Source organism: Streptomyces lasiicapitis (genome assembly GCF_014646335.1).
In the GTDB taxonomy this organism is placed as follows: domain Bacteria; phylum Actinomycetota; class Actinomycetes; order Streptomycetales; family Streptomycetaceae; genus Streptomyces; species Streptomyces lasiicapitis.
In genome coordinates, this window is the sequence record NZ_BMNG01000025.1 from 52,746 (window position 1) to 66,791 (window position 14,046).

At 71.4% G+C, this 14,046-nt stretch carries 9 protein-coding genes; 3 read left to right on the forward strand and 6 right to left on the reverse strand.

The genetic code is table 11. The annotated features are described in order from the left end of the window. Window positions 1-22: 22 nt before the first annotated feature. Window positions 23-1,108, reverse strand: coding sequence for a DUF5937 family protein (locus tag IEY91_RS38755; RefSeq protein WP_189177489.1), 1,086 nt, complete (start codon window positions 1,106-1,108; stop codon window positions 23-25). Between the two features lie 99 nt (window positions 1,109-1,207). On the opposite strand from IEY91_RS38755, the gene IEY91_RS38760 reads away from it, so the two are divergent. Beyond that, the gene (locus IEY91_RS38760) at window positions 1,208-2,467 is read left to right on the forward strand and encodes an MFS transporter (RefSeq protein ID WP_189177490.1); all 1,260 of its coding nucleotides are present in this window, start codon (window positions 1,208-1,210) and stop codon (window positions 2,465-2,467) included. Between the two features lie 76 nt (window positions 2,468-2,543). On the opposite strand, the gene IEY91_RS38765 is transcribed toward IEY91_RS38760, so the two are convergent. From IEY91_RS38765 to IEY91_RS38785, 5 genes are all read right to left on the reverse strand, one after another. Further along, complete coding sequence (locus tag IEY91_RS38765) at window positions 2,544-2,717, reverse strand: hypothetical protein (protein WP_189177491.1); 174 nt, start codon at window positions 2,715-2,717, stop codon at window positions 2,544-2,546. A gap of 251 nt (window positions 2,718-2,968) precedes the next feature. Next, window positions 2,969-4,528 (reverse strand): SDR family NAD(P)-dependent oxidoreductase, encoded by a 1,560-nt coding sequence (locus IEY91_RS38770; RefSeq protein WP_229697620.1) that lies wholly within the window; start codon window positions 4,526-4,528, stop codon window positions 2,969-2,971. Window positions 4,529-4,602: 74 nt separating this feature from the next. Further along, on the reverse strand, window positions 4,603-6,006 hold the full coding sequence (locus IEY91_RS38775; protein WP_189177492.1) for a wax ester/triacylglycerol synthase family O-acyltransferase: 1,404 nt from the start codon (window positions 6,004-6,006) through the stop codon (window positions 4,603-4,605). A gap of 234 nt (window positions 6,007-6,240) precedes the next feature. Then, window positions 6,241-8,598, reverse strand: coding sequence for a GH92 family glycosyl hydrolase (locus IEY91_RS38780; RefSeq protein ID WP_189177493.1), 2,358 nt, complete (start codon window positions 8,596-8,598; stop codon window positions 6,241-6,243). A 212-nt stretch (window positions 8,599-8,810) separates the two neighbouring features. Beyond that, window positions 8,811-11,468 carry a PA14 domain-containing protein gene (locus IEY91_RS38785; RefSeq protein ID WP_189177494.1) on the reverse strand — a complete coding sequence of 886 codons (2,658 nt, stop codon included), beginning with the start codon at window positions 11,466-11,468 and terminating at the stop codon, window positions 8,811-8,813. A 182-nt stretch (window positions 11,469-11,650) separates the two neighbouring features. Here IEY91_RS38785 and IEY91_RS38790 point away from each other — a divergent pair, with 182 nt between their 5' ends. Both IEY91_RS38790 and IEY91_RS38795 read left to right on the forward strand, forming a co-directional pair. Beyond that, on the forward strand, window positions 11,651-12,691 hold the full coding sequence (locus tag IEY91_RS38790) for a LacI family DNA-binding transcriptional regulator (RefSeq protein WP_189177495.1): 1,041 nt from the start codon (window positions 11,651-11,653) through the stop codon (window positions 12,689-12,691). Between the two features lie 193 nt (window positions 12,692-12,884). Beyond that, window positions 12,885-14,021: an ABC transporter substrate-binding protein gene (locus tag IEY91_RS38795; RefSeq protein ID WP_189177496.1), complete on the forward strand. Its 1,137-nt coding sequence runs from the start codon at window positions 12,885-12,887 to the stop codon at window positions 14,019-14,021. The last annotated feature ends 25 nt before the right edge of the window (window positions 14,022-14,046 follow it).

The window sequence follows — 14,046 nt, forward strand, 5'->3', positions numbered from 1 at the left end:
GAATTTCTTTGGGAAACTGGGCTCAGCGCAGCACCGCCGCCACCAGATCGCTCCCCAGCGCCGTCAGCTCGGGCACATTGAGGGTGTGGCGTACGTAGCGCCCGTGCCGCCGGGCCGTGAGCAGGCCCGCGCGGCGCAGCACCGCGAGGTGGCGGGACACCTCCGGGAGCGAGAGTTCCCAGGCGTGGGCCAGCTCGCCGGTGGTGTGCGGGCCGCGGGCCAGGGTGCGAAGGAGGCGTAGCCGCACGGGATGCGCGAGTGCCTCGAGGCGCAGCGTGACCGTCTCCAGGGAGACCGGCTCCGCCGGGCCCGGCTCGGCCACGGGGTACTGCACCACCGGCTGCCATCCGGGCGCGTGGACCACGACGAGATGCGGGCTGCCGTAGACGCTGGGGATGAAGGTGACCCCCGTGCCGTGGGCGGCGGTGGCCTTGTCCTGGAGCTTGTCCACGACGATGCAGTCGCCGTCCGGTGCCAGGGCGACGGCGCCGGAGACCGAGGCGAGTGCCGCCCCGACGCCCTGGCGCTTGAGCAGGTCGTTCTTCAGGCGCAGGTCGGCGGCGAGCCGTGCGGCGACGCCGGTCCAGGCGGCGTCGAAGAAGGCCTCGGCGCACTGTTCGAGGGTGTGGCGCACCCGTGCCCGCACGGCGGCCGGGTCGGCGAGCAGCCGTTCCGCGAAGGCCTCTTGACGCGCGCCGCGTGCCTGGGCCAGGTCCAGGGCCCGCTCGCGCGCGGTCGCGTCGGTGAGCGGCGACGGCGCGGCGAGCCGGGTCCGGCCGCCGCCGCACGTGGTGACGAGCGCGGCGGTCACGTACGTCTCGTCGTCGATCCGGTCCACGTCGTCCAGCTCCTCGGCGAGGGTGGGCCGGGGCCGGGCGGGGAACAGGAAGTCGGCCTGCGAGGAGCGCCAGAGGAACTCCGCCTCCCGCAGCCGCTCGGCCGGCTCCGGCGGCAGCGCGGCCCAGACGTCGGCGGCCCAGTCGTCGAACTGCGGATGGTGCCCGGGTTCGGCGAGTACGTGCAGCATCGCGGTCAGTTCGGCCAGCGGGGATGCGGCGAACCGCAGTCGCTCGGACGGCAGTCCGCTGATGTCGATGCGCAGCGTCATCCGCACATCATCGCTGGCCGGACGGCCTGCGACGGCGTCGCTTGACGGTGTCCGTCAAGCGACGCGGCCGTCCCGGCGGCCGACCGCACCGTTGTCGCCATGGCAACCACCACCAAGATCCGGCCCCGCGCCCTCGTGCGCGCCTCCGGAGGCCCCCGCTATGCCGTCGCCCTGGCCGTGGACGCGCTCGGCACGGGCCTGCTGCGGCCCTTTCTGCTGCTGTACGGAGTGACGGTGCTGCGGCTTTCGGCGCCGGCCACCGGTGTCGCCATGACGGTCGGCATCGTCGTGGGTCTGGTGTGCATGCCCGCGGTGGGGCGATGGCTGGACCGGGGCGCGCGCAGCACGGTCGTGGCGGCGTCGATGCTGGTGCGGGTGTTCGGCGTGGCGCTGCTTCTCGCCACCCCCGCGGGGCACGTCTGGCTGTTCGGGGCGGCGGCGCTGTTCCTCGGCATCGGCAATCAGGCCTGGCCGGCCGCCCACGCGGCTCTCGTGGCCACGGTCGCCCACGGCCGGGAACGCGACGCCGCTCTCGCTGCGAGCCGCGCCCTGCGCAACGCGGGCCTGGGCGTGGGCGCGCTCATCGCCACCGTGTGCCTGGCGGGCGGCACCACGGCGTTGCAGGCGCTGGCGGCCGTCACCGGGCTCGCCTATCTCGCCGCGGCGGCGTTGGCGTGGTCGGTGCGGCTGCACGCGCGTCCGGCCGCCGCCCCGACCGGGGACGGCGCCGAGGAGAGCGGCAAGGACGGCGGCGCCGAGGACAAGGCCGAGGAGAGCGGCAAGGACAGCGCCAAGGGCAAGGCCGACGAGCCCGCACCCCGGATGCCCGCCCTGCTCGCCGCCAACGTGATCTACGTCTTCTGCCTCAACGTCCCCGAAATCGCGCTCCCCCTGGTCCTGGTGACCCAGTTGCACGCGTCCCCGGTGTGGTCGGCGGCCATCTTCGTGGCCAACACGGTGCTGGTGGTCACGCTGCAGGTTCCGGTCACCGTCGCGCTGTCCCGCTTCCCCCGGCGGACCGTCCTCGCCTTCTCCGGCGTCGTACTCGCCGTGTCCTACCTCGGCTTCCTCGCGGCCACCTCGCTGGGCCACGCCTTGGGCGCCCCGGCCGTCGCCGCGGTGTCCGTCGTCTGCACGATCGGCGAGATCATCTACGCGGGCAGCGCCACCGCGCTCGTCACCGCCCTGGCCCCGCCCGGGGTCCTGGGGCGCACCCTCGCCCGCTTCGAGCTCTCCACCGGCTTCGGCCTGGCCGTCTCCCCGGCGGTGATCACCGCGCTCGCGCCCCACGGCCCGGCCGCGCTCTGGGGCAGCCTCACCGCCGCGACGCTCCTCTCGGCCTTCGCCGTCACCGCATGATCCGCACCACCCGGACATGCCGCGCCCCCCGCCGCGAGATCGCGACGAGGGGCGCAGGGCGCACGCGTGCAGGGAGTCAGTCGATGCCGGGGAGGATGTGCGGCTCCGCGAGGTCGTCCTCGTATCCGGCGAGCCGGATCGGTGCCGCGTGGGCCCACGCCTCCAGGTTGCGGAGCTTCTGGGGCCGTCCGGCCCGCTCACCGCCACGCTCGGCCGACCGCTTCTCCTGCTTGGTCAGATCTGGTGTCACCGCGCACTCCTTCGTGTCGCGAAACGAAAGAACAAGGGTCGCGCTTGCAATGCGCTGCTCGGTCGCGGTGGCGCCGTCTGCTGGCGGGATCGCGGCCGTGGGTCTCAGCCTGTCCCGGGACGGTGGAGGGGCGCCGGTGTGCGCCTTGTGGCCGTCCGTTCGCACTAGGTTAACCAAATGAGCGCGGGTCTGCTCGATGGCGCTCCCCCAAAGGGAGGAATCCGGACATGCCCGCACTCACTGGGTGCGAGTCACCACTTGCCGGGCTTGTAGTCCTTCAGGAACACCCCGTACAGGTCCTCGCCCGCCTCGCCGCGCACGACCGGGTCGTACACGCGGGCCGCTCCGTCGACGAGGTCGAGCGGGGCGTGGAAGCCCTCCTCGGCCAGGCGCAGCTTGTCGAAGTGGGGGCGCTCGTCGGTGATCCAGCCGGTGTCGACCGAGGTCATGAGGATGCCGTCGGTCTGGAACATCTCCTGGGCGCTGGTCCGCGTCACCATGTTCATCGCGGCCTTCGCGGCGTTGGTGTTCGGGTGCCCGGCGCCCTTGTAGCCACGGCCGAAGACGCCTTCCATCGCGGAGACGTTGACGACGTAGGCGCGCCCGCTCTCCGCCTTCTTCGCGGCCTCGGCCATCATCGGCCGCAAATGGCTGATCAGCATGAACGGCGCGGTGTAGTTGCACAGTTGGGTCTCGAGCAGCTCCACCGGGGAGATCTGCTCGATGGTCTGCACCCAGGTGTTGCTGTCCACCACGTCGGGCATCAGGCCGCCCGCGTCGATGGCGCTGCCGTCGCGGTGCCGCTCGACGCTGGCGTGGCCCGCGACCAGGGCGAGCTCGGCGACCTGCTGCGCGTCCAGGCCGCTGACGCCGACGGGCAGCGCGGCGAGGCGGTCCACCGCGCCGGAGTTGAAGGCGCCGATCACGTGGTGGGCGGGCAGTTCCCCGGCGGGCAGCGGGGCGCTCTCGCCCTCGACGAGCGCGGCGTAGGCGGCGGGCAGCCGGCGCACGGTCTGCGTCGCGTTGTTGATGAGGATGTCCAGCGGACCCTGCTCGGCGACCTGCTCGGCGAGGCCGACGACCTGGCCGGGGTCGCGCAGGTCGATGCCGACGACCTCAAGGCGGTGCAGCCAGTCCGCCGAGTCGTCCATGGCCTTGAAGCGGCGGATGGCGTCCTTGGGGAAGCGCGTGGTGATGGTGGTGTGCGCGCCGTCGCGGAGCAGCCGCAGCGCGATGTACATGCCGATCTTGGCGCGGCCGCCGGTGAGCAGCGCGCGCTTGCCGGTGAGGTCGGCGCTCGCGTCACGCCGGGACCGGTTCTCGGCGGCGCACTCCTGGCAGAGCTGGTGGTAGAAGTAGTCGACCTCGACGTACCGCGCCTTGCAGGTGTAGCAGGAGCGGGGGCGCTGGAGTATCCCCGCGATCTCGCCCTTGGCCGTCGCCGACGAGGGCAGGATGCCCTCGGTCTCGTCGTCGATGCGCTGCGCGGAGCCGGTGGCCGTGGCTTCGGTGACCGCCTTGTCGTGGGCGGTCTTGGCGGCCCTGCGGTCCTGGCGGCGGCGCTGCTTCACGGTCCGGTAGATCCCGGCGGTGGCGCGGCGCACGGTGATCGCGTCGGGGTGGTCGACGTCGAGTTCGTCCAGCTCGTCGAGCACGCTGAGGCAGACGGCGAGCCGCTCGGGGTCGATGCCCGGTCCGTACGAGACGGCGTCGGCGTCGGCGTTGACGTCCGATCCGTACGAGACTGCTTCGGCGTCAGTGCCCGGACCGTACGAAACGGCGCCTTCCTGGCTGTCCTCTGTCACGGTCATCGCCGCTGTCGTCCCTCACCGCGCTAGTGCCGCGGCTCGTCTGGGGTGACCGCGGATGCTCCAAAAGCGCAACTTTACGTAGCCCGGGCGCCCGGTACCAAACCCGAACGGTCGACCGCCACCCGTCGCGCGTCCTCGCACGCCGCCACCAGAGCGGCCAGCTCCACCCGTACGCAGCGCGCGAGAAGGTCCAGGTCCGGCACCGCGGCGGCGTCCGCGACCAGGCCGTAGTGGACGCGGCCGCGGTACGTGGAGACGGCGACCGCGAGCGCCTGCCCGCGGGCCAGCGGGGCGAAGGGGTAGACCTCCGTGAGCGGGTGTCCTGCCAGGCGCAGGCCGAGGCTGGGCAGCGGCACGCTGGTCACGAGGATGTCGAAGAGCAGCCGGGCCGCGTGTGCGACGGCGGGGCCGCCGAAGCGGTGGCCGAGCGGGGGCACGTGGTCGGCGAGCAGTGCGACGGCGCCGGCGCCGCGCGTGGGGCCCGCGTCCTTGTTGCGGTCCATGGCGCCGCGCACGGCGCGCAGCCGGGCGAGCGGGTCGGCGTCGTCGACGGGCAGCCGGACCAGATAGCCGGAGAGGCTGTTGCCCTGCGGGTGGGCGGTGCGCGGGCGGCGCCGCGAGACGGGGACGAGGGCGCGCGGGGCGACGCCGTCGCTGCTGTCGCCGCGTTCGTCGAGCCAGCGCCGCAGCGCCCCGGCGACCACGGCGATCAGTACGTCGTTGACGGTGCCGCCGGCCGTCTTGCGCACGCGGTGCACGTCGTCCAGGTCAAGGGCGATGCCCGCGGTGCGGCGGCTGCCGGTGGGCCGGGAGGTGAGGGCGTCGCAGGACCGCACGCCCCAGGTCGCCCGCGCCACGGACGCGCCGATGTCGAGCGCACGGCCGACGTCGGTGGCGGCGGAGCGGGCCCCGGAGAGGGCGGAGCCGACGGTGCCGGGCAGCCGCCTCGGGTCGAGGGCGTGCCACCACGGCGCCTCGGGGGCGGGGCGGGGTTCGCGCGCGGGCGGGAGTTCCACCGGGTCCATGACCCCGGCGGCCAGGGTGAGGGCGCGCAGCCCGTCGGCGAGGGCGTGGTGGAACTTGAACAGGACGGCGAACGAATCCCCGTCGGCGGCGGGCAGCACGTGCGCCTCCCACGGCGGCCGGTCCCGGTCGAGGGGCCGCTCCATGAGCGCGCCCGCCGCCGCGTGGAAGTCGGCCGCGGGCGGGGCGAGGTGCACGTGGTCCAGCGGGTCGAAGCCGGGCGCGGGCTGCCGCTCGGCGCCGCCGGGAGGCAGCAGCACGTGCCGTATCCGCATGCGCAGGCCCGGGACGGCGGGGGCGCGGGCGGCGAGCAGGTCGGCGGCGTGCCCGGCGGCGGACGGCGAGTCCGCGGCGAAGACGCCCAGGGCCCCCAGGTGCATGGGGTGTGCGGCGGACTCGATGCTCCAGAAGGCGAGATCGAGCGGGGCGAGCAGGTCCGAGCTCTCAGAGGTCATGACTCGCTCTCGTGTCGGCAGTCGGCGATCGGCAGTCGTGCGCTGGGCAGTTGCGTGCTGGGCAGTCGTGCGCTCGGCAACGGGAGCCAGCAGCCAATCACTCGCCGATAATTACGGTCAAGTACGATCTAGCTACGTACAGTTAACAACAGATTAAGGCCCGCCCTCCCCCGAAATCGCCGGGAAGGGCGGGCCTCACGGGACGCCTGAGGTCACCTCACGACCGCTGCCCCGTCACCTGACCACGGGCGGCGCCGCTTCGGGTGACGTTCCCCACTCCGACGGCTCGTCCCCCACGGCGAACGACAGCTCCCGCATCCCACGGATGTCGTCCGTACGCAGATACGTCCGCCCGTAGTCCGCCCCGTCGGCGCTCACAGACTGCACGTACCGCCGCTCCGGCGACGTACCCGGCGCCTTCACCGTGAGCCGTCCGCGCGGGTAGTAGCGGCGGTCCAGGCTGAGGTCGACGCGCTCGAAGACGGGCGTCGACAGGCCCCAGGTGTCCGTGCCCGGCTGCACCGGGAAGATCCCGATGGACGACAGGACGTTCCAGGCGGACATGGTGCCGAGGTCGTCGTTGCCGGTCATGCCGGTCGGGGTGTCCGTGAAGAGCGTGAGCGCGGCGTGCACCACGTCGGTCGTCTTCCACGGCTGGCCGGTGGAGAGGTACGTGTACGGGGCGATCAGGTCGGGCTCGTTCTGCGGGTTGTACTTGTCCGCGTTGTAGTAGTCGTACGGGCCGTTGACCCACACCTCGCGGGCCGTCTTCGCCGGGTCCTTCAGGAGCTGCTCGTACGCGAAGAAGGAGTCGAGGCGGGCGTTCGTGGCCTGCTTGCCGCCGATGAGGTCCACCATGCCCGGCAGGTCCTGCGGCACCAGCCACTGGTACTGCCAGGACGTGCCCTCGTGGAAGCCCTCGCTCTTGGCCGGATCGGCCGGTCCTGTGAAGGCGCCCACCTTGTCCCTGGCGCGGAAGAACCCGGTCGAACTGTCGAAGATCTTCCGGTAGTTCTGGGCGCGCGCCGCATAGCGGGCCGCGTCCCTCTCATGCCCCAGCTCGCGCGCCATCTGCCCGAGCATCGCGTCCGACAGGGCGTACTCCAGCGTGGCCGAGGCGCCGTGGTCGTAGTCGGAGTCGCCCGGCTTGGCGTGCGGGCGGCCCTTGATGTAGGGCGCGAAACCTTCGGCGATGTACTCCTTGTTGGCCTCGCGGCCCACCGGCGCGGAGTCGGCCGGCGGCACGCCGTCGGCGTTCTTCTTCAGCGCGCGGTACGCCTTCTCCTCAAGGCCGGGAGTCCCCTTCAACAGGCCCTGCTGGTAGGCGTTGGTGAGGAACGGCGTGACCGGGTCGCCGGTCATGATGTTCGTCTCGACGGTGCCGTAGCCCCACTTGGGCAGCCAGCCGCTCTCGGCGTCGATTCTGAGGACGGACAGCGCCATGTCGCGGGACTCGCGCGGCGCGAGCAGGGCGAGAAGCTGGGCCTGGGTGCGGTAGGTGTCCCACAACGACCAGTTCTGGTAGTAGGTGAATCCCCCGTGATCAGCAGTGCGGTGGGTCTTCTGGTCCCAGCCGGTGTAGCGGCCGTCCACGTCGCTGCCGATGTTCGGCGCGAGGAACGAGCGGTAGAGGGACGAGTAGAAGGTGCGCCGCAGCGTCTCCCCGCCGCCCTGCGCCCGTACGTCGTCGAGCCGGTCCTCCCACTTCGCGCGCGCCGCGTGCTCGACGCGGCCGAAGGAACGCCCGCCCTCCGCACGGAGGTTGAGCGCCGCGCCCCTGGCGTCGACGTACGAGAGCGCGGTCGTCGCCTCGACGGTGCGGTCCTTCGCCGTGTCGAAGCGGACGTACGCGCCATTGCGCTCGCCGTCCGCCGAGGACTTCGCGGAGCCCGCGGTGACGGTCCCGCCCTTCCAGGTCCCGGAGGAGCTGAACGGCCGGTCGAAGCGGGTGACGGTGTAGAGGGTGTACGGCTTGGTGTCCTGGCAGAAGCCGCTACCGGTGATCTTCGTGCGGACGGTGCGGCGGTCGAGGATCTCGACCTCGGTGCGGACCGACTTGTGCAGCGACTGGCCCGCGTTGATCAGGACGTTGGCCTTGTCCGTGGCCGGAAAGGTGTAGCGCTGTACGCCGGTGCGCTCGGTCGCGGTCAGCTCGGCGTCGACGCCGGACTTCAGGCCCACCTTGTAATAGCCGGGGCGCGCCTTCTCCGTGTCGTGGCTGAACTCCGCCGCGTACTTCGCGTAGTCCGTCTCCGCCACGTCCCCGGTCGTCGGCAGGACCGGCAGGTCCCCGCCAAGGCCGCAGCCCACACCGGACAGATGCACGGCGGAGAAGCCGCGGATGTGCGTGTCGGAGTGGTCGTAGCCGGTGTTGTGGCCGGTGTCGGGCGAGAGCTGCACCATGCCGAAGGGCACCGCGGCGCCCGGATAGGTGTTGCCCTCGTTCTCGGTGCCGATGAACGGGTTGACCAGGTCGGTCAGGCGCTCGCCGCGCGGGGCGGCGTCGGCCGACGGGACGGCGAGGGCCCCGCCGAGGAGCGCGGCCGCCACGGCAGCCGTCCCCGCGCCGCGCAGCCGTCGGTTCCATCTCATGGGTGGGTACGCCTCCTTGGACAACGTTGTCACTGCATCGGGCGCGCCCATTCTTCGGGCGGCCGCGTGTACTCGTCAAGGGTCGTATCAAGGGTTGCGCCTCCCCGGCCCGCGCCGGACACGGCCACGACGACGCGCCCCGGCCCGCCCGTCAGGGAGCGAACCGGAGCGCATCAATCCGTCAGGCCACCGGGCCGCAGGAGGTCACACCATCAGGGACAACCCTGCACAGGCGCCTGCGAAGCGTCCTTGATCAGGGACTCGTGCGCGGCGCGCAGCCGCGGCACATCGGGCTTGACGACCGCGCGGTCATAGGTGAGCAGTCCGTTCAACTCCCCTTCCACATCGGAGATCTGGGTGTACACGGCGCCGTTGCCGCCCTTGCAGGCGAGGGCGCGCACCTCGCGCAGCTTGGTGAGGTACTCCTCGGTGTACTTGGCCGGGTCCACGTCGACGTAGCTCTGCTGGACGGACCAGGCGTGGCCGGGCACGGCGAGCCCGAGGCCGCCGTACTCGCCGTTGATCAGCGCCCGTCTGCCGTCCGGTGACGGCGGCAGCGCGGGGCTCGGATAGCCGTGTTCGTCCATGAGGTCGCCCTTGCCGCCGTCGGCCCCGAGGTTGAGCCCGGACATGCCGTTGACCAGGCGTGTCGGGTCCCAGGCCTTGGCCTGCTCGGCGATGCGGCCCATGTCGTACTGGCCCCAGCCCTCGTTGAAGGTGACCCACATGACGATGGACGGGCTGTTGGAGTGCTCGTCGATCATCTGCTTCATCTCGCGCTCGAACTGGGCTCGCGCGGCGGTGTCCGGTGTGCGTCCCGCGCTCGTCGACGGCATGTCCTGCCACACCATCAAGCCCAGCTTGTCCGCCCAGTAGAACCACCGGTCGGGTTCCACCTTGATGTGTTTGCGGACCGAGTTGAAGCCCATCTCCTTGTGCATCTTCAGGTCGTACGCGAGGGCTTCGTCGGTGGGTGCGGTGTGCAGGCCGTCGGGCCAGAAGCCCTGGTCGAGGGTGGCCATCAGGAAGGTGGGCTTGCCGTTGAGGACGGTGCGCGGGGTGCCGTCGATCTTCTCGACGGTGATGGAGCGCATGCCGAAGTAGCTCTGCAGCCGATCCGCGCGCTTGCCGCCGCCGACGGTGACCTTGAGGTCGTACAGGAAGGGGTCGTCGGGCGACCACAGGCGCGGCTTCTTCAGGGTGAGCTTCAGCGGCTTGCCGGCGCTGCCGCTCGCCTCGGCGACCTTCTTCTTGCCCTCGTACGCCGCCGCGTGCACGGGTACTCCGGCGCGGACTCCCGTGGTCTCCACGGTGACCTGCTTGGTCTTGACGTCGGGGGTGATCTTCAGGGATTCGGCGTGGTCGCGGGCGACCGGCTCCATCCACACCGTCTGCCAGATGCCGGAGGACGGCGTGTACCAGATGCCGGACGGGTCCAGGCGCTGCTTGCCGACCGGCGGGTTCTCGCCGCCCGGTGAGTCCGTCGGGTCGTACACGCCGACGATCAGTTCCTGGGTCTTGCCGGGCTTGAGCGCGTCGGTGACGTCGGCGCTGAACTTGTCGTAGCCGCCCTTGTGTTCGGCGACCTCGGTGCCGTTGACGTACACCTTCGCGTGCCAGTCGACGGCGCCGAAGTTCAGCTTGAGCCGCTTGCCGTTCCTGCCGTCGTCGACCTTCCAGTCCGCGGGGACGGTGAAGGTGCGGCGGTACCACATGCGGTCCTCGTGCCGCTGCAGCCCGGAGAGCTGGGACTCCACCGGGTAGGGGACGAGGATCTTCTCCTTGAGCTGCTTGCCGACCGGCGGCTGCTCCCCCGCCTTCGCGGCGGCGAACTGCCAACTGCCGTTCAGGTTGCGCCAGTCGGCGCGCTTGAGCTGCGGGCGCGGGTACTCGGGCAGCGCGTTGCCGGGGCCGACGTCGTCCGCCCACTTGGTGCGCAGTTCGTACGTGGACTTGTTGGGGCCGCTGCTCCAGAACGCGCCGACCTCCTTGCCGTCGGCTCCGGTCAGACCGCCCTTGCCGTCGTAGCGCAGGTCGGCGGTGCCGCGGGCGGTGCCCGTCTTGTTGCCGACGACGGGCTGCTTGAGGGTGACGAGTACGGCGCGCGGATCGGCCGGGTCCAACTTGGCCGAATCCAGCGGCCACTTGGCGCCGCCGATGACGGCTTCGACATGGTCGGTGAGTCCGGCCGGGGGCGCCTTGAGTTCCTGGGCGAACTCCAGCTTCAGGGCGCGGCCGTCCTTCTGCACGGTGGCGGCGGTGGCGCCTTCGTAGTCCCAGCCGTCGGGGAGGCGGAAGGCGGACTGCGGGACGGCTTCCTTGGTGCCGCCGGGCTCGGTCCAGCGCAGGTGGAGGTTGGAGCCGCCGTAGTGTTCGAAGTACTCGACCTTGATGTCGTAGGCCCTCCCGGCGGTCAACTCGACGGGCCGCGCGGTCTGTTCGCGGTCCCAGTCGTCGACCCAGTGGTCGATGGCGAGCTTGCCGTCGACCCACAGCCGGAAGCCGTTGTCGCCGATCATGGAGAAGGTGTGGGCGCCGGACTTCTCCGGGACGACCTTGCCGGTCCAGCGGACCGTGGCGTCGTCGGACCTGCCGGTGGCGAAGTTCAGTCGGGGTTCGAGGTTGTCGAAGTCGATGCTCCGGTCGAAGCCGGTGGCCTTGAGCTCGTGGAAGTCGAAGGCGCCCGGGGCGGACTGGGTGTAGTACTCGCCCTTCAGGCCGTGGACTTCGGGGGCCTGAACGCCGGGGTCGGACGCCTCGTCCCCCGCCGCCGTCGCGGTGGACGCGGCGGCGAGCCCGGTGAACACGAGGGCGGCGCTGAGCAGCAGGGCCAGTTGGTGCCGGAGCTTTCCGGATCGTCTAGGGCGCACGGATCCTCCTTGTCGAGGAAGGGTGGCGGCTCGTCGCTCCAGTCGGTACAACGAGTCTGTACAACGTTGGAAGGAACGGCAGTTGGCATGACAGCACGGCTCCGGCGCGCTGTCCAGGGTCCGTGCCGACCGAGCCGGAAGGCCCCGTTCACCGGGGCGCACATCGACGCGAGGAGTGGCACGTGCGGGTGAGCCTCAAGGATGTCGCGGAGCACGCGGGCGTTTCCATCAAGACCGTCTCGAACGTGGTGAACAAGTATCAGCACGTCACCCCGGCGATGCGGGCCCGGGTGCAGCAGGCCATCGACGAGCTGGGCTACCGCCCGAACCTGACGGCGCGCCATCTGCGCAAGGGCCGCACCGGCATCATCGCGCTCGCCGTCCCGGAACTGGGAAACCCGTATTTCGCGGAGCTGGCCGGAGCCGTCATCGACGCCGCCGCCGCGCACGACTTCACCGTCCTGCTCGACCACACCCGGGGCGACCGCGAGCAGGAGGTCCTGGTCAGCCAGGGCTTCCGGGCGGGTGTCATCGACGGCTTGATCCTCAGCCCGCTGGAGCTGGAGGCGGAGGACCTCCAGGGCCGCGACGGCCGGGACGGCCGCAACGGCCGCAACGACGACGTGCCGCTCGTCCTGCTCGGCGAGCGCGAGTACGACCTCCCCTACGACCACATCGCCATCGACAACGTCGCCGCCGCACGTGTCGCGGTACGCCACCTCATCGGCCGCGGCCGCTCCTCCATCGCCTACCTCGGCGCCCGCACGGACTCCGCCAACCGCCCCGCCCACCTGCGCCTTCAGGGCTGGCGGGCCGAGCTGGCCGAGGCCGGCATCCCCGCGCCGGACTCCCTGGTCGGGGGGGTCGGCGGCTGGAACCGGGACGACGGCGCGAAGGCGATGGCGCGGATGCTGGACTCCGGGGTGCGGCCGGACGCGGTGTTCGCGTACAACGACCTGGTCGCGATCGGCGCGATGCGGGTCCTGCACGAGCGGGGCCTGAGGGTGCCGTGGGACGTGGCGGTGGTCGGCTTCGACGACATCGCGGAGGGGCAGTTCGGCGCGGTGACGCTGACCACGATCTCCCCGGACAAGCAGGCGATCGCGCGCCTCGCGGTGGCCTCGCTGCTGCGCAGCCTGGAGGGGGCGCAGACACCCGGCGGACATGAACTCACCGCGGAATTCCGCCTGGTGGAGCGGGAGAGCACGCTCGGGCGGAGGTGAGTCGCGGGGCGGCCAGGACAGCGGATTTCGGGGAGCCGCACGGTCCGCTCCGCCGACCGGCGGCGTGCGCGGAGGGTTTACAGCACCCTTTCAACGATGTAAAAAGCTCCCCGTACCGCTGAGTTGACCGCAAACCCGTTCTTCCCGTGAGCGCTCTCAGTGTGCGCCGGGGCCGTGCCGTTTGGGGACTCCCATGAAGCCGAACATCTTCCTTCGCCGTACCTCGGGCCGTACTCAGGGCCGCGCGTCGGCCAGTACCCTCCTCGCCGTCGGCCTCGCCGCGGGCCTCGCGCTCGCCGCCACGGGATGCGCCAAGTCGGAGGACGACAAGTCCGGCGACTCCGACGGCTCCAAGTCCTCGGCCGCCGAGGGCGACGCGGGCCAGGTCGTCTCCTCGCCCGGCGCCGGCGGCGGCAAGAGCTGCGTCATCGGCGACTACGGCGCCAAGAAGCTGGACCTGAAGTCCGCGACCGTGGGCTTCTCGCAGTCCGAGAAGGAGGCCAACCCCTTCCGGATCGCCGAGACGGCCTCCATGAAGGCCGAGGCCGGCAAGCGCGGCGTCAAACTCCTCACCGCCAACGCCCAGTCGCAGTTCTCCAAGCAGATCAGCGACGTCCAGGACCTCATCGCCAAGGGCGCCGACCTGCTCGTCATCGCCCCGCTGAACTCCGACGGCTGGGAGCCGGTGCTGCGCCAGGCCAAGGCCAAGCACATCCCGATCGTCACCATCGACCGCAAGATCAACGCGGCCGCCTGCAAGGACTATGTGAGCTTCATCGGCTCGGACTTCGTCGAGCAGGGCCGCCGCGCCGCCGACCGCATGATCGCGGCGACGGGCGGCAAGGGCGAGGTCGCGATCCTCCTCGGCGCGGCGGGCAACAACGTCACCACCGACCGCACCAAGGGCTTCGAGGAGCAGATCGAGAAGAAGGCCCCGGATCTGAAGGTCGTCTTCAAGCAGACGGGCGAGTTCGCGCGGGAGAAGGGCCAGCAGGTCACCGAGCAGCTCATCCAGTCCAAGCCGGGCATCGACGGGATCTACGCCGAGAACGACGAGATGGGCCTCGGCGCGGTCGGCGCACTCAAGGGCGCGGGCAAGAAGGCCGGTGACGTGAAGATCGTGACGATCGACGGCACGAAGAACGCCGTGCGCGGCATCGTCGACGGCTGGATCGACGGCGTCATCGAGTCCAACCCGCGCTTCGGACCGCTCGCCTTCCAGACCCTGGACACCTTCACCAAGGGCGGCAAGGTCGCCCAGGACATCGTCATCAAGGACAGCGCCTACACCAAGGACAACGCGGAGTCGGACCTCGGCAAGGCGTACTGACGTGCTGCCGGTGACGGGATCCGGC

Excerpts from the sequence above, each read along its gene's own strand:
- IEY91_RS38770 (WP_229697620.1), bottom strand. The coding sequence starts at position 4,528 with ATGACCGTGACAGAGGACAGCCAGGAAGGCGCCGTTTCGTACGGTCCG.
- IEY91_RS38795 (WP_189177496.1), top strand. The coding sequence starts at position 12,885 with ATGAAGCCGAACATCTTCCTTCGCCGTACCTCGGGCCGTACTCAGGGC.
- IEY91_RS38760 (WP_189177490.1), top strand. The coding sequence starts at position 1,208 with ATGGCAACCACCACCAAGATCCGGCCCCGCGCCCTCGTGCGCGCCTCC.
- IEY91_RS38775 (WP_189177492.1), bottom strand. The coding sequence starts at position 6,006 with ATGACCTCTGAGAGCTCGGACCTGCTCGCCCCGCTCGATCTCGCCTTC.
- IEY91_RS38780 (WP_189177493.1), bottom strand. The coding sequence starts at position 8,598 with ATGAGATGGAACCGACGGCTGCGCGGCGCGGGGACGGCTGCCGTGGCG.
- IEY91_RS38755 (WP_189177489.1), bottom strand. The coding sequence starts at position 1,108 with ATGACGCTGCGCATCGACATCAGCGGACTGCCGTCCGAGCGACTGCGG.